Genomic DNA, 18048 nt, shown 5'->3' on the forward strand with positions numbered 1-18048 from the left:
AATGTCCGGCTAATGAAAACCGTTATCGTCTGCGTCGGGTAATCCGCCCTTCGAGAGGAGCAGGCGTGGCCAAGAACGAGGTGCGCCCAGTGATCAGGCTGAGGTCCACGGCGGGCACCGGTTTCACCTACGTGACCCGCAAGAGCCGGCGTAACGACCCCGACCGGCTCACCCTCGTCAAGTACGACCCGATCGTCCGCCAGCACGTCCCGTTCCGAGAGGACAGATAGCCATGAAGAAGGGCATCCACCCCGACTACCGCCCGGTCGTCTTCCGCGATCCGAGCGCGGGTGTCGCCTTCCTGACCCGTTCGACCGTCACCAGCCGCAAGACCGTCGAGTGGGAGGACGGCGCCGTCCACCCGCTGGTCGACGTCGACGTCTCCTCGGCGAGTCACCCCTTCTACACCGGGCGCGGCCGGGTCGTCGACACGGCGGGGCGCGTCGAGCGCTTCCAGCGGCGCTACGGCAAGAGCTGACATCCAGCCCGATTCCGGCCCCGGCCTTGGCCGGGGCCGTGCCGTTTTCCGGTGGCCGTCTCGCACCCCCACCTCGCCGGGACGCGCGGCGCCGCTCATCGGGGCGCGAGCCACCGTGGGAGGCCGTGTGCAGGCCGCGGCCGGCCGTCGGCCCCGTCAGCCGCAGGTGATCTCGGTGAAGGCCGGGGGTGTGGTGGCGGACCCCACGAAGCCGATGTCGGTGGCGGTCGCCCCCGGTGCCAGCGACGGCTTCTCGGTGGGGGCGTGGAGCATCGCGACGGGGCCGCTCTGCATGTGGGTGCCGTTCCACGACTGGGTGAAGGTCGCCTCGCGCGGTTGCATCCACTGGATGTACCAGTCGCGTATCGGCTTGTCGGTGGTGTTGGTGATCGTCGCGGCGCCTCGGTAACCGCCGGGCCATGACTCCACCAGGGTGACCGTAGCCCGGCACCTCTTGGTGCCCGGGGCAGGGGTGTTCTGGCCCTTGTCCTCGTGGAGGGGCGTGGAGGACGATGCCGCCGAGGGGTTCCCGTCATCGGACGGGGACGCCGGGGGGTTCCCCTGGACGGACGGGGACACCGAGGCGACGTGCTGGGAGATCGGGTGCGCCGCGGTGTGTCCGCTCTCCTGTGTCCGGCCGGCGCAGGCCCCCGCGACCAGGGCCACCGCCGCTCCGAGCGAGACGAGACCCAGCAGTGGCGCGATCTTCGTGGTGAACGGCACGGGACTCCCTTCCGCCCTTTTCGCGAGGGCGCGGCGGCCGTGGGGAGGGGCGGTGATCCGGTGCGGTTGTGGCGGTCCCGCGGTCTGCCGGTCCGCTCATCCGTCGGTCTGTCGGAACGAATGGGGCGAGGGGGGAGACGGGTCGGTCCCCGCCGGTGGCACCGGCGGGGACCGCGTTACGTCAGGGGCTGGAGCAGGTGACGCTCGGAGAGCCGCTGGTGCCCGATCCGGTGAACCCGAAGGTGGTCGAGGCGCCGGGGGCTATCGTGCGGTTCCAGTCGACGTTCTTGGCCGTGACGGTGGATCCGGACGTGGTGTGCGTGGCACTCCAGAGGCTGTTGATGGTGCTGCCGCTGCCGAGTGTCCACTTCGCCGTCCAGCCGTTGATGGCGGCCGATCCCGAGTTGCTCACGGTCACCTCGCCCTGGAAACCGCCCGACCAGGAGCTGACGGTCTTGTAGGTGGCGGTGCACGCTCCGGTGCCGGGGGTCGGCGTCACGGTCGGCGTCGGGGTCGGGGTCGGCGTCACGGTCGGCGTCGGGGTCGGGGTCGGGTCCGGGTTGTTGCCCGAACGGCCGACTCCGGTCACCTGGCCGTTGCCGCCGTCGAAGACGACGTCGGAGCAGTTGTAGAACGTCTCAGCGCTGTCGGAGCGCTTCCACACCGAGTAGATGATGTGGCGGCCCGACTTGCCGGACGGGAGCCTGGCGTTCCAGTAGTAGTTGGCGTCGTTGGTCCCGGGGGAGCCGACGCTCTGCGGGTGGTCGGCCGTGTGGAAGGGTTCCGACTCCAGGTCATCCCAGGTCAGAGCCCGGTTGGGGTTCCAGCCGTCCTTGGTGATGTAGAGGTAGAACCAGCCGGGGTGGGCGGCCCACTTGTTGTACTTGAACTGGATGTTCGCGCCCGCGGTCAGGTGCGTCACCGGCCAGTTGGCACTCGGCAGGTCGTACCCGCTGTAGCCGGGGTTGCCGCCGCTGCACGCCTGGCCGTCGGGGATGAACCCGCGGGTTCGCCCGGCTCCGTCGGACCGCAGCAGGCTGAACCAGTTGTACAGCGAGTTCGCCCCGCTCTGGGCAACCGCCGCCGAACACGCCGAGTTGATCGGCACGATGTTCCCCTGCGGGGAGAGGCCGTCCTGCCAGCAGAAATACGTCCGGCTGCCGGGCACCATCATCGCGCCGTGCGCGGAGGCCGGTAGGGGAACGAGAACGACGGCGAGCAGCGCGGTCATGAAAGTGACCACACCGGCGACAGCCATACTTCGCCATTTACTCACAGAATTACCATCCCTTTCGAGGGGGTGACGAGGCATTGATCAATGGCGGTGAGGCGCTCACGCGAGACGGACTCTAGGTCGCAGGTTGCGGGGGTGTAAACGGAGTGCTTCTTTCACCATGAGGTAGCGGCTTGTTGTACCAGTTCAGGGGGTTACGGGGTGATTTCACCCGATGAAAGGTTCACGGTTGGGGTGCCCTGTGGTGAGTTTCCGCAGTAAGGGCCGCACCGGGTGGAGAACGAAGGACTTGCGGATCTTCGAGGTGTAGGAGAAAGCGGTGGGGGAAAACGAAAGACCGGCCGGAGGATTTCCGGCCGGTCTTCGGCGAAAGGCGGGTCCTGGGCGAGACGCCTTTCCCCGCGGGGCTACCGCGCTCTTTCCGCCGCGACCTTCTCCAGTGCGGGCCCCGTGAGGCGGTACCCGTCCCACTCGTCGAGCGGTTCCGCGCCGATCGCCCGGTAGAAGTCGATGGCCGGGGTGTTCCAGTCGAGCACCGACCATTCGAAGCGGCCGTAGCCGCGCTCCACGCAGATGCCCGCCAGTTCGGCGAGCAGCCTCCTGCCGTGTCCGCCGCCCCGGTGGGCCGGATGGACGAAGAGGTCTTCGAGATAGATCCCGTGGGTGCCGAGCCAGGTGGAGTAGGAGACGAACCAGATCGCGAACCCCGCGATCCTCTCCCCGTCGACGGCGATGTGGCAGAACACGCTGGGGGAGGGGCCGAAGAGCGTCTCGTGGAGCATGTCGGGGGTGTTCTCGACCTTGTCCAGCGCCTTCTCGTACTCCGCGAGTCCACGGATCATGTCGATGATCGCCGGGACGTCGTCCGGCGTTGCGGGGCGAATCATGCTCGAAGTCTAGGGCGGGGCCGCAGTCAGGGACGAGCTGGAAAAGGATTTTTGGTGATAAAAGGTGTCATATGGGGTCGCATAGCTGTACGGGTGACGCCTCCCGTAAGTTGTCTGCTGATCGAAGTGCGGGTCGTTGAGAGAGGCGGGTCACCATGTCGACAGAACCCCACGGGGAGCGGCTGGCGGAGCTCAGGGAGACGTTCGCGGCCATCGACACCGATGGCGACGGATTCATCACGGAGCGGGAGTTCGGTGAGCACTTTCCCGCCCTGCCCGCCGAGGCCATCGGATCGCTGAACCAGAACGGCGACTCCGACGGCGACGGCCGGCTCTCGTTCGAGGAGTTCGTCCGCCTGGTCTCCCGCGACTGACCGTTCCCCGCTCTCTGGGGGGCCACCGATTCCGGTGGCCCCCCAGAGAGCGGGTGCCACCTGGTGCGATCTTCTCTCGGCGTTCTCCCTCGTGACGTCGGGCGCCGCGGGTATGACCGCGATCACCGGAGGCGGCGGGGATCAGCGCGGGACCGGGACGTGACTGTCGGAGACCTCGCGCAGTGACTCCTCGACGGTGGAGTCGATGGGGAACGCCTCTCGCAGCCTGGTCAGATCGAGCAGGCGGCCGAGGAATCCGTGCACGCCGACGAGGCGCAGCCAGCCTTTCCGCTCGTAGGCGCGTCGCAGGCTCGTCAGCAGCACCCAGATGCCCGTGGAGTCGCAGAATTCCAGCCCTGTCGTGTCGACGACGAGGCAGACGTGACCGCGCCTCATGAACTCCGCGATTTTCTCCTCAAGCAGGGGTGCCGAGGACTTGTCCAGGTCGCCGACCAAGGTCACCACGGAGAAGTGCGGGTGCGCGTCCATGCTTATGGAAAGTCGAGTCATATCGCCCCGCTGTCTACGACGGTTGAAGACAGCGCCCTGTTGGGAGCCGTACGAAGGACGGGTGCCGTTACCCCCACCGTACGCCCGTCGCTCATGACAGTTCAACAAGTGATTGCGAACCGTCAGCGGTCAAGGAATCCGGAGGCAGACCGCCACGCCCCGGTTTCGTCCTCAGCGCGAGACATCACAGGACCAGGCCGTCGCGGTGAGACGGGGATCGGCGCCCTTCTCCCCCGGATGCTCACGCACGGTGACGAATGGCGGGCCGCCGTGGGCCGCCGTTTGTCCCATCCGCCCTCGGGCACGTGAGGAAAATGGGAACCACTGATCCGGCGGTGCTCACCGTCAACGCGGGATCGTCGAGCCTGCAACTCCACCTCGTCCGGGACGGTCAGGTCCTGCGCACCGAGCACAGCGAGCAGAGCCTCGACCCCGGTGCGGCCGAGCGGGCGATCACGGACTTCCTCGACGCCGCCCCCGGCACCGATCTCGCCGCTGTCGGCCACCGTCTCGTCCACGGAGGCGAGGCGGTGAGGAAGCCGACGGTCGTCGACGACGGCGTGCTGCGAGCGGTGGGGGAGTATGCCGATCTCGCCCCGCTGCACGTACCGCCCGCGCTCGCGCTCGTCGAGGCCGCCCGGCACAGGCTGCCCGATATCCCGCACGTGCTCTGCCCCGACACCGCCTTCCACGCCGAACTTCCCGACAGCGCCGCCACCTACGCGCTGCCCGCGGGGTGGAGAAGCCGCTACGGCCTGCGCCGCTACGGCTTTCACGGCCTGTCGTACGCCTGGGCGCTGGAAAGGGCCGCGGAGATGCTCGACCGGCCCGCGGGCACCCTCCAGGTCGTGCTGACCCACCTCGGCGGAGGCTCCTCGGTGTGCGCCGTCCGCGAGGGCCGCAGTGTGGACACCTCGATGGGATTCACCCCGCTGGAGGGGGTCCCGATGAGCAAGCGGTCGGGAAGCGTCGATCCCGGCATGCTGCTGTGGCTGCTGTCGGACTCCCGGCTCACGCTCGACGAACTGCGCGAAGGACTGGAACACCACTCGGGGCTGCTCGGCCTCTCGGATGGAAAGTCGGGAGACACCCGGGAACTTGTCGCCTCCGGGGATCCGGCCGCCGCGCTGGCCCTGGAGGTGTTCGCGCATCGGGTGAGCCGGGAGATCGCCGCCGCCGCGACGAGCCTGGACCGGCTCGACGCGCTCGTGTTCACCGGGGAGATCGGCTGGGACCAGCCGGAGGTCCGCGAGGCCGTCTGCGGAAGGCTCTCCCTGCTCGGTGTCGAGCCGCTCGCCCGCAGTGACCTCGACACCGACGGGACGGTCAGCGCGCCCGGCGCGTCCGTGCCCGTCCTGGTGGTCAGGCCAAGAGAGGAACTGCAACTCGCCAGGGAGACCCTCGGCGCGCTCGGCGGGCACCCGTGAGGGGCCCGGCCGCCGTTCGAGGATCTTCGTTTCGAGGAATCTCACAGGAGTTTCGAGGACTTTCACCGGAAAGGCAGGGGTGACGATCGTGATTCGTGATCTCGTCAGGGGCGTGGGAAGTGGCGTTCTCGCCACCGCGGCGATGAGCGCTGTGATGCTCGCCGGGGAGCGCGCGGGGCTCATGAGGGATCAGCCTCCCAAGAGGATCGTCCGCGGCCTCCTGCCGGGCCACAGGCACCGACCCAAGTCGAGGGAGAGAGCACTGGGCGCGATCGCCCACTTCGGCTTCGGCGCCACGGGCGGGGCCGCGTTCGCCCTGCTCTGCAGGGGACGCCGTGCCCCGGTGCCACTCGGGGTGGCGTACGGGCTGGCCATCTGGTTCGTCAGCTACCAGGGTTGGGTGCCGAAACTGGAGGTCCTGCCGCCGATCGACGAGGATCAGCCGGGACGTCAGGCGGTGATGGCCACGGGCCACGTGGTGTACGGCGCGATGCTCGCCCTCGCGATGAACGGTCCCCGGCGCGAGGCCTGACGGCCCGCACCCTCCGCGTCCCCGCCGGAATGGGCCGGGACGGGGAAGGCACGAGCCGCAACGATGATCGCGGAGCCGGTGGAACGGCCTGTCCGGGGGATCCCGCTCCTGCAAACGGTCACCGAGGTGCTAGGAGGAGGCCACCGAGGCCGTGACCGGCTGCCCGGCCGAGAGCGTCTGCCGCATCGGCTTGCCGACCGCGGTGCGCGCCGCGCTTGGGCTCTCAGGAGCCTCCTGGACGTCGGCGGGGTTGATCCGGCCGCCGTGCTCGTCGTGGTGGTCGGCGTCCGCGTCGTCGAACCACACGCCGCCCTCCGCGAGATAGCGGAACCGGATGGGCTGGTGGGCGGGAACCATCAGGCTCACCTGATAGGTGCCGTCGTCCCTGCGCCGCATGGGATGGGCGTAGGGGTCCCAGCCGTTGAAGTCACCGACCAGCGAGACCCCTCCGCGGGTCGGGCTCTCCACTATGGTGAAAGTCAGCTTGACCTGGCCGTTCTTGGTCGGCTTACCGCGCTTGATCACTGAAGTCCTCCTGACATCGCTGTCTCCGTGCGTAACGTGCCGTGATCTTGGTTGCGGAAAGACGTGAAGATCACGCCAACTACCGGATCGCGCCGATGTGGACGTGACGCGACCTGGAGGCCGACGCCCGGTCACGGCCGGGCCGTCGATCCATATGGATCGTTACCGCCCGTAGCGGTCGGACAACCCGGACAGACCGATATTTGATCGCCATCACGTCCGACCTTGACCCGACCGTGATGGTTGACCGGTCCCCGTCGGAGGCGGCGGGCGTCGGCCAGGATGGTGGGGTGGACATACGGCCTATCTCTCCTTCCTCGCTGGTGGAGGAACTCGCCGACCGGGTGGCCGCGGAGCCCCGCGACTCCTGGGTGCGCGTCGCGCTCGACGGGGCTCCCGCGACGCGGCCGGAGCAACTCGCCGACGCGCTGGCGGACCCGCTCCGGCTGCGCGGCAGGGAGGTGCTCCGCGTCTCCACCGCCGACTTCCTGCGCCCGGCCTCGCTGCGTTTCGAGTACGGCCGGACCGACCCGGACTCCTTCTACACCGACTGGTTCGACTACGGAGGGCTGGTCAGAGAGGTGTTGGGACCACTCGACCCGGGCCGGTCGGGAAAGGTGCTGCCCACGCTGTGGGACAGCGCCATCGACAGGGCCACCCGTGCGCCGTACGTCACGGTCCCCCCGGGCGGTGTGCTGCTGCTGGCCGGACCCCTGCTGCTGGGCCGGGGGCTGCCGTTCGAGCTGACCGTGCACCTGAGGTTGTCGCCGGGCGCGCTCGCCCGGCGCACCCCGGAGGAGCTGCACTGGACGCTGCCCGCCTACGCGCGCTACGAGGAGGAGGTCGCCCCGGCGGAGGTCGCCGACGTGGTCGTCCGCGTCGACGACCCGAGACATCCGGCCCTGGTCACATCGTGATGAGCGAAGGCGGGGCACGTCCCCCTGACGCACCCCGCCCTCGATCCTCCGGTGACGGTGCTACACGCCCGCGCGGGAGGGCGTCCTGCCCTCGGAGTACGACTCGCCGAGCGACTCCTGCCCCAAGGAGGGCCGCATCTCCTCGCGGGTCTCCTCCATGCGCAGCGCGATCCCCATCGCGAAGAAGGTCGGTGCCCACTCGCCGATGAAGATCCCCCAGTGGTCCGCCCGCTCGACCCCCGCTCTCTCCTGCGCGTTCGACGTGAACCACGCCGCGATCGACGCGCCGACCGAGGCGATCCCGGCGGCGTACATCATGTTGGACTTCACGCCCATCTTGTGAAGCATGTTGATCATTTCATCCCCCTGATGATGGTTCGTCCTTATGGTTACCCAGCGAGACGGCGGATAACCGAATGTGGCGAACCGCAGGTGGTGGCTGCTTCCGGCGGGTGGACCCCGTCCCCTACGTCCTCCCGCGCGGTTTCGAGGAGTTTCGCTCGTCGTCCTCGTCCAGGCGTTTGAGAAGGCCGTCGCGCCTGGCTTCGAGCTCGCCGACAAGGATTTCCTGCTCGTCGGCCTGATTGATCAACATTGCCCGTTCGACGGCGTCGGTGGGGCCGATCTCTCCCACCTGCCCACGCAGCTCCGCGACCTCGGCGCGCAGTCTCTCCAGGTCCCCTTCGACCTGCCGCAGTTCTTCCTGAAGACTCATTTGCTGTCCATACCCCTGCTTTCGGCCTTGACTCCACGGCCTTGACCCCACGCTCCGGGCCATAGCGGTCCGGTGACCGGGAGGCGCACCGCGCGGTGGTGGAACCTGATCGACTCGGCCGGTGTATCTCCCGCATGAGAAGAATTCTTTTCCTTCTGGCGCTCATCGCCCCCCTGCTGGCCCTGGGCGCCCCGGCACGGGCGGGAGGCTGGGCGATCACCGTGATGGACCCGGTCCCGGTGACGAGCCCGGACACGACGTACACCCTCGGCTTCTGGCTGCTCCAGCACGGCACCCATCCGTACGAGGGCGACGACCTGGGGGAGCTGGGGGAGGTCGCGCTGGAGTTCACCGACGGCAAGAGGACTCTCCGGTTCTCCGGTGTGGAGCTGAAGGAGCCCGCCCACTACGCCAGCGCGGTCTCCCTGCCCAAGGGCACGTGGGAGGTGACCGCGATCCAGGGCTGGTTCCCGTCCTACCGGATCGGCACTCTGGCCGTGCCAGGACGGTTGGAGGTCGCCCCGGTTCCCCCGGACCTCAGGCCGGCGATCACCGGCCAGCAGCCGCCGGAGGAGGATCACTGGGGGGCGATTCGCCCGCCGAGGATTCCCCTCGGTGACGGCACTCCCGGCTTCCTCCCCTACAGGTCCGCCACCCCCACGCCCGTCGCCACCCCGGCGGCGCCCGCCGGAGGCTCGCCGGGGGAGACGACCACCGTCGCGGTCGTGGAGCGGGGAACCTGGTGGCGGCCCGCGTACGTGATGACGGCGCTCGTAGGGGTCGCTGGGGTCGCTGGGATCACAGTCCTCGCCGCGCTCGTCCACCGGACGCGGCGGGGCCGGGCCACCGGCGTTTCGCCTCGGTGACCCGGCCGCCATCCACCGGATTGTGGCGGGGGCGGGTCACGGGCGTCCCAGGTCGGTGACCCGGCTTCCGCCCACCGGATACGGAGGGAGCGGGTCACCGCACCCGGTGCCGGTGACCCGCTCCCGTGTCCGGGGACCGCCGCCGTGTTCGGCCGGCATGGACCTGGCATGGACGAGGAGCCCGTGACACGCGAGGTGTCACGGGCTCCTTGTCGCTGTTCGTCTTTCCGTCAGTCGTCGTCCTGGTCGTCATCGTCATCGTCGTCGATGTCGTTGGCGTCATCGGCGGCGTCGGCGGCCCGTTCCGCGGCGGTCTCGGTCTCCTGCTCATGCTCCAGGATCGCGCCGGTGGTGGCATCGATGTCGAACTCGTGCTCGACGTCACCCTCAAGGAACTCGATCTCCCACTTGGTGGGAGCGTCGTCGCCGTCGAACTCGGTCTTGACGAGCTTGGCGCCGGGAACCTTGTCCTGGGCGATCTTGATGGCCGCGTCCCGGCCGACCTTGGCCTCCGCCTCTCCGGGTGCGGGGGTCGCCGGAGCGGTGCCGGTCCCCGGCGTCTCGTTGACCGGCGCGGGAGTCGTCGCCGTACCGCTGGGGGCCGGAGTGGGCGTCGCGGTTCCGGCGAAGGCTACTGCGCTACCTCCGGAGACGACGGCGAGGAGTCCGGCGGCGGCGATGGTGAGTTTCGTCGTGTTTCGCATGTCCCAAAGCTTGCCTGGGTCGTCGTTAGCGGCACGCTGCGGCAACCCTAAAGGCAGGTTAAGGCCGTCGAGCGGTTCCGGGCCCCGGATTCCGCCCCCCGTCGGCCTTTCCCGATGAACCGGCCATGCCGGTCCTGCGTACCTGCCGGTGAAAGCGACCTCGAAATCGATGGCGCGAGCCGGGACCCGCGCCCTGGTCCGGCTCGGGTCCGGGGACGATCCGCCGTCGTGCCCTCACGTCGTCGACGACGCGGATCTCCACGCCGGAAGGACTGGGATGGACGACATCACGGCCTGGCGAGAAGTCCCGGCCGGGACTTCTCGCCTCCGTTCGGAGGCTTCGTGCCCCTCGTGGTGCGAGCGCGAGCATTCCACCACGTACGTCACCCACGCGGCCGACATCGCCGAGCTGCGCAATCCCGACGGGTCCACGGTGACCGTCACGCTCTCCCAGCACGTCCAGCCGGGGTACGTGGGGGAGCGGGTCGTGCGTGTCTACACCTGCCTCGGTGCGGAGACCGGCATCGCCGACCTGTCACCGGACTCCGCGGAGGCCGTCGGACGTTCGATCGTCGCCTTCTCGCCCGACGGGTCCATGCGCGCGTACGGACTCGCCCTGCAGCGGGCCGCCGCGCACCTGCTGCTTTGTGGGCTGGAGGTGTCCCGCGACGGGGAGGGCGCGACGGGGCCGGTCAAGGTGTCCGCCCCCACCGCCGTGTCGCCCTCGCAGGAGAAGCTGTTCAGGATCGCGTACCTGTCCGGGTACCTCAACGTGACGAGGGCGCCGGGGCCGTTGAGCGGGGGAGTGGTCGAGCGCCGTCTCAGCCAGGTGCTGTCACCGAGGGAGACGAGCGAGTTGTGCGACATCGTGCGCGGCATGCTGTCGCGCCGTACCGCCGCGAACCGGGGAACCCTCCGCGACGACGCGTACGAGGACTCGTGTGACCTCGCCTCGGGGCTGTAGGGCCGGGAGGCTTTACCGGCGATCCCGCAGGGTGAGAAATTCGCCGACATTCGCCGACAAAGGTAGATTTGTAGCTATCTGCACTCGCGGATGCAAGTGCAAACGCATGTGCGCGTCCGCAGAGCTGTGCGAAACACGCTGTATGTGTGAAACTGTGGCACCGTAGGAAGGCGCGACAGGGAGCCCGCATGGCCGGACAGACCGCGAAGGACAGCGGTGAGCAGGGTGGCGTTCTCGCGTACGCGGGTGGTGGTGGTCCCACGATCCTGCGGATTCTGCTGGGCGCCCAGCTGCGGAGGCTGCGCGTCGCCAAGGACATCACCCGCGAGCAGGCCGGTTACGCCATCCGTGCCTCCCACGCCAAGATCAGTCGGCTGGAGCTCGGGAGGGTCGGCTTCAAGGAACGCGATGTCGCGGACCTGCTGACGATGTACGGGGTGACCGACCCCGAGGACAGGGCCCCGCTGCTCACGCTGGCCCGCCAGGCCAACGCCCCCGGCTGGTGGCACAAGTACGGAGATCTACTGCCCAACTGGTTCGAGGTCTACGTCGGGCTCGAAGAGGCCGCCTCGATCGTCCGGACCTACGAGGTGCAGTTCGTCCCCGGCCTCCTGCAGAGTCCCGAATACGCGCGGGCCGTCATCATGCTCGTGCACGGCGCCGCCTCCACCGACGAGGTCGACCGCCGTGTCTCGCTGCGCATGGCCCGCCAGAAGCGCCTGACCAGACCGGACGCCCCGACGCTCTGGGCCGTGATGGACGAGGCCGTGCTGCGCCGGCCCATCGGCGGTCCCCACGTGCTGCGCGCCCAGCTCGACCACCTGCTCGACGTGGTCGAGCTGCCCAATGTCAGGCTGCAGATCATGCCGTTCGAGCGGGGCGGCCACGCCGCGGCCGGTGGTCCGTTCTCCATCCTGCGCTTCCCCGAGCGGGACCTGCCCGACGTGGTCTACATGGAGCAGCTCACGAGCGCCCTCTACGTGGACAAGCTCGAAGAGACCGACCACTACATGCAGGTCATGGACCGTCTGTGCATCCAGGCGTACTCCGTCTCCGAGAGCAAGCGGTTTCTGCGCGACCTCCGCGAGGAACTCTCGGTCTGATGCGGTTCGGCGTGGTTTCACGGGAACGATGAGGTCCGCTGAGCTGGGGAAACCACATCCGGTCATCAGACGAAACATCGGTTCATGATCTGAAGGCGTCGATCACTCGTCTACCATTCGAGAAAGAGATGGTGAAGGCGAGGACATGACTGAACACGAGCAGGCTCCGCCGGGAATCGACCCTACGGTCCCGAGTGTGGCTCGTATGTACGACTACTACCTGGGAGGCAAGGACAACTTCGCCTCCGACCGGGTCGCCGCCGAGAAGATCGTTGAACTCGTCCCCAACGTCAAGGACGTGGCGCGCTCCAACCGTGCCTTCCTCGGGCGTACCGTACGGCATCTCGCCGCCTCGGGAATCCGCCAGTTCATCGACATCGGCACGGGACTGCCGACCCAGGAGAACGTGCACCAGGTCGTCCTGCGCGAGGCGCCGGACTCCCGGGTCGTGTACGTCGACAACGACCCCATCGTGCTCGTCCACGCCCGCGCGCTCCTCGCCGACAACGCGCAGACGGTTGTGATCCCCGGTGACCTGCGGGAGCCGGGGGCGATCCTCGACCATCCGGACGTTCGCGAGCGCATCGACTTCGACCAGCCGGTCGCCGTCCTCATGGTGTCCATCCTGCACTTCGTCGCCGAGGACAAGGAGGTCGCCGACATCGCCGCCTCCTTCGGGAAGCGGCTGGTCTCCGGCAGCCACGTGGTGATCTCCCACGTCACCTCCGGCGACCTCACCGAGGAACAGGTCCGGCAGGGCCGCGGCGTCTACGGGACGACCACGGCGGGCGGCATCTTCCCCCGCACCCTCACCCAGATCCGCGGCCTGTTCGACGGTCTGGAGATGCTCGAACCCGGCCTGGTGCCCGTCTACGACTGGCGACCCGACACCGGCGACGTCGTCATCCCGCCGGGAGCCGGCGCCGTCACCGTGGGGGCCGTCGGGCGGGTCCCGTAGGAATCTCGTCTCCCGTCCGCGTTCCTCCCCGGAGCGCGGACGGGAATCTCGGCAGAGTGTGAGGTCCAGGGGCGCGGAACCTTGGCGGGGCCGTGGGATACCGGGAGCGGGCCGGGGGCAGGCGGGGGCAGACAGAGACGCGGAGTCCTTTTCCGGTCCCTCGGGTCTCTCGCAGGGCCTTCGACTCCGTTCGGGCGCCCTCGACGGGAGACACGATGAACCCGCCGGGGCCGGTGAGCGTATCTGAAGGATGTTGACACATTCGCGCCGGACCGGTGTCGCCAGGAACCTCCGGGTGGTCGCCACGGTGATCCTCACCCTGTCCTTCTCCCTCGCCTGCAGCGCGGACCAGCCCGCGAGCGCCCCCGCCGCGGCCGGAAACGCCGTCCCCGCCGCCCCCGCGGGCCCGCCTCCGACCGTCGAGCAGCTCGCGAAGAAGGTCGACTGCAAGCCCCGGATCCAGGTCGACGCGGTCGACATCCGGACGGGAGCCTGCAAGACCTCCGTCGGCCGGTTCTTCATCAGCACCTTCGTCACCCAGTCCGGCAAGGACCAGTGGATGGACCAGGCGCCGGAGTACAACCCCCACCTCGTCGGAGAACTGTGGACCGTACTCGGCGCCAGGCAGGTCCTGGACGAGTTGCGCGTGACGCTCGGAGGAGAACTCCACCTGACCGACCACCGGGTGACCTCGACCCCCACGCCGCCCACCGGGTGACATGTGCGCCCCGGCCCGCACCTGGTGAGCGCCCGGTGCGGGCCGGGCCGCCGCTTGCCGTATCGGTGCTAGATGTGCGAGCGGCGTTATTAATAGCAAGAGGCGACTTAATAGCGGTGCTAGCATCAGCGTGATGTCCACACAGGAGCGCCGCGAGCGCGAGCGGGCGCGGCGTCATCGGCTGATCGTGACGGTCGCCCGCGAGCTGGCCGAGGCCGAGGGGTGGGAGGCGGTCACGACGCGCCGTCTCGCCGAGCGTATCGAATACAGCCAGCCGGTCCTCTACAGCCACTTCGCGGGCAAGGACGCCATCGTGGCGGCCGTCGCGCTGGAGGGTTTCGCCGAGCTCACCGCGGAGCTGGGAAAGGCCCGCGTGAGGGCGGAGAGCCCGCGCGAGGCGCTCTCCGCCCTGATCCACGCCTACGCCGACTTCGCCCGGCTGAACCCGTCGCTGTACGACGCCATGCTCACCCTCGCCGTCGACCTGCCCTTCGGCCGTCCCGACACGCCCGCCCCGCTCCAGGCCGCCTTCGCCGAATTCCGCGAGGCGATCGCCCCCTTCGCCGGCGGCCGCGACACCGGAGTCCTCGCCGAGATCGCCTGGGGGTCCGTGCACGGCCTCGCCACCCTCACCCGCAGCGGACGTCTCCCGGCCGCCCACCACGAGCGGCGGCTGGCGATGCTGATCGACCAGCTCACCGCGCCCGCCGACGGTGGCCGTCCTTCGCCCGCCGTCGGCGGTGGGTGATCCCGCGTAGGCGTTTCCAGCTGAATTCTCAGCCGGGGCGAACTTTATCCCTGAATGAAATAGACGCGGCATTGCCTGCTGATTCGCTGGTCCGTAGCATCCGTCCCATGTCCATCACGCGTGAGTTCGCCTACGCATCATCCTCACGTCCCGCTGACGGGGAATGTGTCTGGTATCGCTCAAAGGGCGATATTTACGACCTGATTCGCACGGGCAGCGACGGAGATTTCCGATACCACGCCTTCCACGCCCGCGACGGTCGCTATCTCCAGGCCTTCGCCTCCTGGCAGGACGGCCTGGAGTGGATCAGGGAGCGTGTCGAGGGCGAGTGAGCGGGTGGGGAGCGACGCGGGGTGGTCGCGGAGGGAGACTCCGCGAAGCGGTCGCGACGAGCGTCACCGCACGGCGCGACCGGCGGCCGGTGCCCGCGAAAGAGCGGTCAGGGCACCGGACGCAGCGCCGGGCGACGGTCGTCGAGCAGTTCGCGCACCCGTGAGACGGGCCAGGCCAGCTGGGTGGCGAGCAGCTCCATGGTCAGGCCGGTCTGCGAGACGGCCAGCTCGAAGGCCCGGTGCAGCAGCACGGGCTGCTCGTCGGGGTGGCCGCTGATCGGCTCGGCGGCGAATCCCGGTTGGTCGCGCAACGTCTTGAGCCGCTGGTGGGCGCGGCTCGCCGCAGAATCGGAGATCAGGCCGACCTCGCGGCAGCGATACAGCAGGGAGTCGACCGGCACGCCCCAGGTGCGCTTGAGCTCGACCAGCCTGCGCAGGTCGAGGCGGCCTGGCAGCTCCGGCAGGATGCTGTCGCGAGGGGTGAGGAACTCGGCGGCGAAGACGTCGGCCTCCCGCTCCTGCCGGACGTCTCCCGAGGCCGTGTCGCCGTGCAGCACCAGGTGGCCGAGCTCGTGGGCGGCGGTGAACCGGTAGCGGTGAACGTCGTCGCACCGGTTGGCGGTGAGCACCACGATCGGGCGGGGCAGCCGGGAGGTGGAGAAGGCGTCCACCGTGACGGAGTCCTCGTCGGGTGGCAGGAGGACCACGACGATCCCGTGGGCCTCCATGTGCCGGACGATGTGCGGCAGCGGGCCGGTGCCCAGCCCCCAGAGCCGCCGCAGCGCGCGGGCGGCCTGGGCGGGGTCGCCGGGTGGCTCCACGCCGGAGTGGACCTCGTCGCCGGAGAGACCGGGAAGGACGACGTGGGGCAGCCTGACCTGCCTCTCCAGTGCGTGGGCCAGCTCCCAGACCTGCTCGACGAAGGCCGCCGCCTTGGCCCGCTGGTACGCGCGGGTGGAGCGCGGACTCCCGAAATGCGGGATGGAACCGTCCAGCCTGCCGTGCGGGCGGCCCAGCAGGAAGAACGCCGGTGGCACGCCGAGAGCGTCGGCCAGGCGGGGAACGAGGTCGGGCCGGGGACGGCTCATGCCCGTCTCGTACTGTCCCACCGCCGCGGGGGTGACCCCGATCCGCTCGGCGAGGTCCTTCTTCGTCATCCCCGCCAGCTGCCTGGCCTGGGTGAGCCGTCCCTGGTCGAACGCGTCGACGACGGCCTGTGGGCTCTGTGGGGAGTTCCGCCGGTCCATGGGCGACCTCCGCTCACGCTTCGCCCGGTGTCAGGCGATCACCGCCGACACTTCATTTCCGTGCATCGTACTCCCGCTGTGACCCTATTTGATGTTGTATGTCCCCGTATCACGGTCGGCGCCGCTCGGCGGGGGAGGCTCCACCAGGATCCGCTCGGCCTCCTCGTCGGTGAACAGCCGGGAGCGGATGAGGAAACGCACCCCCTCGGGGGCCTCCAGGGAGAATCCGCTGCCGCGGCCGGGAACCACGTCCACCGTGAGATGGGTGTGCTGCCAGTAGGCGTACTGGGAGGCGCTGATCCAGAACGGGGTGTCCAGGGCCAGCACGCCCAGCAGCAGGTCCACGCCGCCGACCCGGAACTCGCCCCGGGGGTAGCACATGGGTGAGCTGCCGTCACAGCAACCGCCCGACTGGTGGAACATCAACGGGCCGTGTCGCCGGTGGAGCACGGTCAGCAGTTCCTCGGCGGCGGGGCTGAGCCGCACCCGCTCCACTCGGAGCGGGTGCGGCTCACCGGCGGGGCCGGTCGGCATCAGAAGAAGCCCAGTCTCTTGGGCGAGTAGCTGACCAGCATGTTCTTCGTCTGCTGGTAGTGGTCCAGCATCGCCCGGTGGTTCTCGCGGCCGATGCCCGACTGCTTGTAGCCGCCGAACGCGGCGTGCGCGGGATAGGCGTGGTAGCAGTTGGTCCACACCCGCCCGGCCTTGATCGCCCGGCCGAACCGGTAGGCGGCGTTCACGTCGCGGGTCCACACTCCGGCACCCAGGCCGTACAGGGTGTCGTTGGCGATCTTCAAAGCCTCGTCCTCCGAGTCGAAGGTCGTCACCGAGACGACCGGCCCGAAGATCTCCTCCTGGAAGACACGCATGTCGTTACTGCCCTTGAAGATCGTCGGCTCGATGTAGTAGCCGCCCTCCAGGCCGGGAACCGTGCGCGGGCCGCCGCCGGTGAGCAGCTCGGCCCCCTCCTTCAACCCGATGTCGATGTAGGACAGGATCTTCTCGTACTGGTCGTTGCTCGCCTGCGCGCCGATCATCGTGGCCGGGTCCAGCGGGTCGCCGCCGACGATTGCCTTGGTACGGTCGAGCGCCCTGCTCATGAACTCGTCGTAGATGGACGCGTGGATCAGGGCCCGCGAGGGACAGGTGCACACCTCGCCCTGGTTCAGGGCGAACATCACGAAACCCTCGACGGCCTTGTCCAGGAAGTCGTCGTCGGAGGCCGTGACGTCGGGAAGGAAGATGTTGGGGCTCTTACCGCCGAGCTCCAGCGTCACCGGGATGATGTTCTCCGAGGCGTACTGCATGATCAGCCGCCCGGTCGTGGTCTCGCCGGTGAAGGCCACCTTCGCCACGCGCGGGCTGGAGGCGAGAGGCCGGCCCGCCTCCGCGCCGAACCCGTTGACGACGTTGATCACACCGGGCGGGAGCAGATCGGCGATGAGCTCCATCACCAGCAGGATGCTGGCGGGAGTCTGCTCGGCGGGCTTGAGGACGACGCAGTTGCCCGCGGCCAGGGCGGGGGCGAGCTTCCACACCGCCATCAGGATGGGGAAGTTCCACGGGATGATCTGGCCCACCACACCCAGCGGCTCGTGGAAGTGGTAGGCGACGGTGTCCTCGTCCAGCTGGCTGATCCCGCCCTCCTGGGCGCGGATCACCCCGGCGAAGTAGCGGAAGTGGTCGACGGCGAGCGGCAGGTCCGCGGCGAGCGTCTCGCGTACCGGCTTGCCGTTCTCCCAGGTCTCGGCGACGGCGAGCCGCTCCAGGTTCTCCTCGATACGGTCGGCGATCCGGTTGAGGATGTTCGATCGTTCGGCGGGCGAGGTCCGGCCCCAGGAGTCGGCCGCGCGGTGGGCGGCGTCCAGCGCCAGGTCGACGTCGGCCGCGGTGGAGCGGGCCACGCTGGTGAAGGTCTGCCCGGTGACCGGGCTCGGATTGTCGAAGTACTCCCCGTTCACCGGGGGCACCCACTCGCCGCCGATGAAGTTGTCGTACCGGGAGGCGTAGGTGACGATGCTTCCTTCGGAACCGGGTGGTGTGTAGACCATGACTCCGCCTTCCTTCACATGGCTGTAACAGAGCC

At 69.0% G+C, this 18048-nt stretch carries 24 protein-coding genes; 13 read left to right on the forward strand and 11 right to left on the reverse strand.

What is annotated here, in order from left to right; all coding sequences use genetic code 11:
- The first annotated feature begins 65 nt into the window (after positions 1-65).
- A complete protein-coding gene (gene rpmG, locus ABZ664_RS24890) occupies positions 66-230 on the forward strand; it encodes a 50S ribosomal protein L33 (protein ID WP_362514545.1) in 165 nt (54 codons plus the stop codon).
- A gap of 2 nt (positions 231-232) precedes the next feature.
- On the forward strand, positions 233-478 hold the full coding sequence (locus ABZ664_RS24895) for a type B 50S ribosomal protein L31 (protein ID WP_362514549.1): 246 nt from the start codon (positions 233-235) through the stop codon (positions 476-478).
- Between the two features lie 156 nt (positions 479-634).
- Here the strand turns inward: ABZ664_RS24895 and ABZ664_RS24900 are convergent, their stop codons facing one another.
- The 3 genes from ABZ664_RS24900 to ABZ664_RS24910 form a co-directional block, all read right to left on the reverse strand.
- Positions 635-1201 carry a cellulose binding domain-containing protein gene (locus tag ABZ664_RS24900; RefSeq protein WP_362514552.1) on the reverse strand — a complete coding sequence of 189 codons (567 nt, stop codon included), beginning with the start codon at positions 1199-1201 and terminating at the stop codon, positions 635-637.
- A 181-nt stretch (positions 1202-1382) separates the two neighbouring features.
- A complete protein-coding gene (locus ABZ664_RS24905; RefSeq protein WP_362514555.1) occupies positions 1383-2459 on the reverse strand; it encodes a lytic polysaccharide monooxygenase in 1077 nt (358 codons plus the stop codon).
- Between the two features lie 383 nt (positions 2460-2842).
- Positions 2843-3322 carry a GNAT family N-acetyltransferase gene (locus tag ABZ664_RS24910; RefSeq protein ID WP_362514558.1) on the reverse strand — a complete coding sequence of 160 codons (480 nt, stop codon included), beginning with the start codon at positions 3320-3322 and terminating at the stop codon, positions 2843-2845.
- A gap of 155 nt (positions 3323-3477) precedes the next feature.
- Between ABZ664_RS24910 and ABZ664_RS24915 the strand changes: the two genes are divergently transcribed.
- Complete coding sequence (locus tag ABZ664_RS24915) at positions 3478-3696, forward strand: EF-hand domain-containing protein (RefSeq protein ID WP_362514561.1); 219 nt, start codon at positions 3478-3480, stop codon at positions 3694-3696.
- Between the two features lie 141 nt (positions 3697-3837).
- Here the strand turns inward: ABZ664_RS24915 and ABZ664_RS24920 are convergent, their stop codons facing one another.
- Positions 3838-4185 carry an STAS domain-containing protein gene (locus tag ABZ664_RS24920; protein WP_362514565.1) on the reverse strand — a complete coding sequence of 116 codons (348 nt, stop codon included), beginning with the start codon at positions 4183-4185 and terminating at the stop codon, positions 3838-3840.
- 335 nt (positions 4186-4520) lie between these two features.
- Here ABZ664_RS24920 and ABZ664_RS24925 point away from each other — a divergent pair, with 335 nt between their 5' ends.
- Together ABZ664_RS24925 and ABZ664_RS24930 are read left to right on the forward strand one after the other, a co-directional pair.
- Positions 4521-5633, forward strand: coding sequence for an acetate/propionate family kinase (locus ABZ664_RS24925; RefSeq protein WP_362514570.1), 1113 nt, complete (start codon positions 4521-4523; stop codon positions 5631-5633).
- Between the two features lie 88 nt (positions 5634-5721).
- On the forward strand, positions 5722-6165 hold the full coding sequence (locus tag ABZ664_RS24930; protein WP_362514574.1) for a DUF6789 family protein: 444 nt from the start codon (positions 5722-5724) through the stop codon (positions 6163-6165).
- 129 nt (positions 6166-6294) lie between these two features.
- On the opposite strand, the gene ABZ664_RS24935 is transcribed toward ABZ664_RS24930, so the two are convergent.
- Positions 6295-6690, reverse strand: a complete 396-nt coding sequence (locus ABZ664_RS24935) for an isoamylase early set domain-containing protein (protein ID WP_362514577.1) — start codon at positions 6688-6690, stop codon at positions 6295-6297.
- Positions 6691-6980: 290 nt separating this feature from the next.
- Here ABZ664_RS24935 and ABZ664_RS24940 point away from each other — a divergent pair, with 290 nt between their 5' ends.
- Entirely contained in the window at positions 6981-7607 is a 627-nt protein-coding gene (locus ABZ664_RS24940) for a uridine kinase (RefSeq protein ID WP_362514580.1), read from the forward strand.
- 60 nt (positions 7608-7667) lie between these two features.
- On the opposite strand, the gene ABZ664_RS24945 is transcribed toward ABZ664_RS24940, so the two are convergent.
- Together ABZ664_RS24945 and ABZ664_RS24950 are read right to left on the reverse strand one after the other, a co-directional pair.
- Positions 7668-7964, reverse strand: coding sequence for a hypothetical protein (locus tag ABZ664_RS24945; RefSeq protein WP_362514583.1), 297 nt, complete (start codon positions 7962-7964; stop codon positions 7668-7670).
- A gap of 109 nt (positions 7965-8073) precedes the next feature.
- The gene (locus tag ABZ664_RS24950) at positions 8074-8322 is read right to left on the reverse strand and encodes a hypothetical protein (protein WP_362514587.1); all 249 of its coding nucleotides are present in this window, start codon (positions 8320-8322) and stop codon (positions 8074-8076) included.
- A gap of 134 nt (positions 8323-8456) precedes the next feature.
- On the opposite strand from ABZ664_RS24950, the gene ABZ664_RS24955 reads away from it, so the two are divergent.
- Positions 8457-9188 (forward strand): hypothetical protein, encoded by a 732-nt coding sequence (locus ABZ664_RS24955; protein WP_362514590.1) that lies wholly within the window; start codon positions 8457-8459, stop codon positions 9186-9188.
- A 230-nt stretch (positions 9189-9418) separates the two neighbouring features.
- Here ABZ664_RS24955 and ABZ664_RS24960 read toward each other — a convergent pair whose 3' ends face one another.
- Positions 9419-9892: a PepSY domain-containing protein gene (locus ABZ664_RS24960; protein ID WP_362514593.1), complete on the reverse strand. Its 474-nt coding sequence runs from the start codon at positions 9890-9892 to the stop codon at positions 9419-9421.
- A 277-nt stretch (positions 9893-10169) separates the two neighbouring features.
- Here ABZ664_RS24960 and ABZ664_RS24965 point away from each other — a divergent pair, with 277 nt between their 5' ends.
- The 6 genes from ABZ664_RS24965 to ABZ664_RS24990 all read left to right on the forward strand — a co-directional run bounded on the left by ABZ664_RS24965 (position 10170) and on the right by ABZ664_RS24990 (position 14715).
- A complete protein-coding gene (locus ABZ664_RS24965; protein ID WP_362514597.1) occupies positions 10170-10856 on the forward strand; it encodes a hypothetical protein in 687 nt (228 codons plus the stop codon).
- A 188-nt stretch (positions 10857-11044) separates the two neighbouring features.
- Entirely contained in the window at positions 11045-11959 is a 915-nt protein-coding gene (locus tag ABZ664_RS24970) for a helix-turn-helix transcriptional regulator (protein WP_350945311.1), read from the forward strand.
- 145 nt (positions 11960-12104) lie between these two features.
- Positions 12105-12917, forward strand: coding sequence for an SAM-dependent methyltransferase (locus ABZ664_RS24975; protein WP_362514600.1), 813 nt, complete (start codon positions 12105-12107; stop codon positions 12915-12917).
- 250 nt (positions 12918-13167) lie between these two features.
- Positions 13168-13635 (forward strand): hypothetical protein, encoded by a 468-nt coding sequence (locus tag ABZ664_RS24980; protein ID WP_362514603.1) that lies wholly within the window; start codon positions 13168-13170, stop codon positions 13633-13635.
- Positions 13636-13768: 133 nt separating this feature from the next.
- A complete protein-coding gene (locus tag ABZ664_RS24985; protein ID WP_362514606.1) occupies positions 13769-14383 on the forward strand; it encodes a TetR/AcrR family transcriptional regulator in 615 nt (204 codons plus the stop codon).
- Positions 14384-14490: 107 nt separating this feature from the next.
- Entirely contained in the window at positions 14491-14715 is a 225-nt protein-coding gene (locus ABZ664_RS24990) for a hypothetical protein (protein ID WP_350945315.1), read from the forward strand.
- Between the two features lie 107 nt (positions 14716-14822).
- Here ABZ664_RS24990 and ABZ664_RS24995 read toward each other — a convergent pair whose 3' ends face one another.
- The 3 genes from ABZ664_RS24995 to adh form a co-directional block, all read right to left on the reverse strand.
- Complete coding sequence (locus ABZ664_RS24995) at positions 14823-15962, reverse strand: XRE family transcriptional regulator (protein ID WP_362514609.1); 1140 nt, start codon at positions 15960-15962, stop codon at positions 14823-14825.
- Between the two features lie 84 nt (positions 15963-16046).
- Positions 16047-16496 (reverse strand): DUF779 domain-containing protein, encoded by a 450-nt coding sequence (locus ABZ664_RS25000; protein ID WP_362514612.1) that lies wholly within the window; start codon positions 16494-16496, stop codon positions 16047-16049.
- Positions 16496-18013 (reverse strand): aldehyde dehydrogenase, encoded by a 1518-nt coding sequence (gene adh, locus ABZ664_RS25005; protein WP_362514615.1) that lies wholly within the window; start codon positions 18011-18013, stop codon positions 16496-16498. The genes ABZ664_RS25000 and adh overlap by 1 nt, the downstream gene beginning before the upstream one ends.
- Positions 18014-18048 lie beyond the last annotated feature (35 nt).

Origin of the sequence: Streptosporangium sp. NPDC006930 (assembly GCF_040635605.1) — a bacterium.
Taxonomy (GTDB): domain Bacteria; phylum Actinomycetota; class Actinomycetes; order Streptosporangiales; family Streptosporangiaceae; genus Streptosporangium.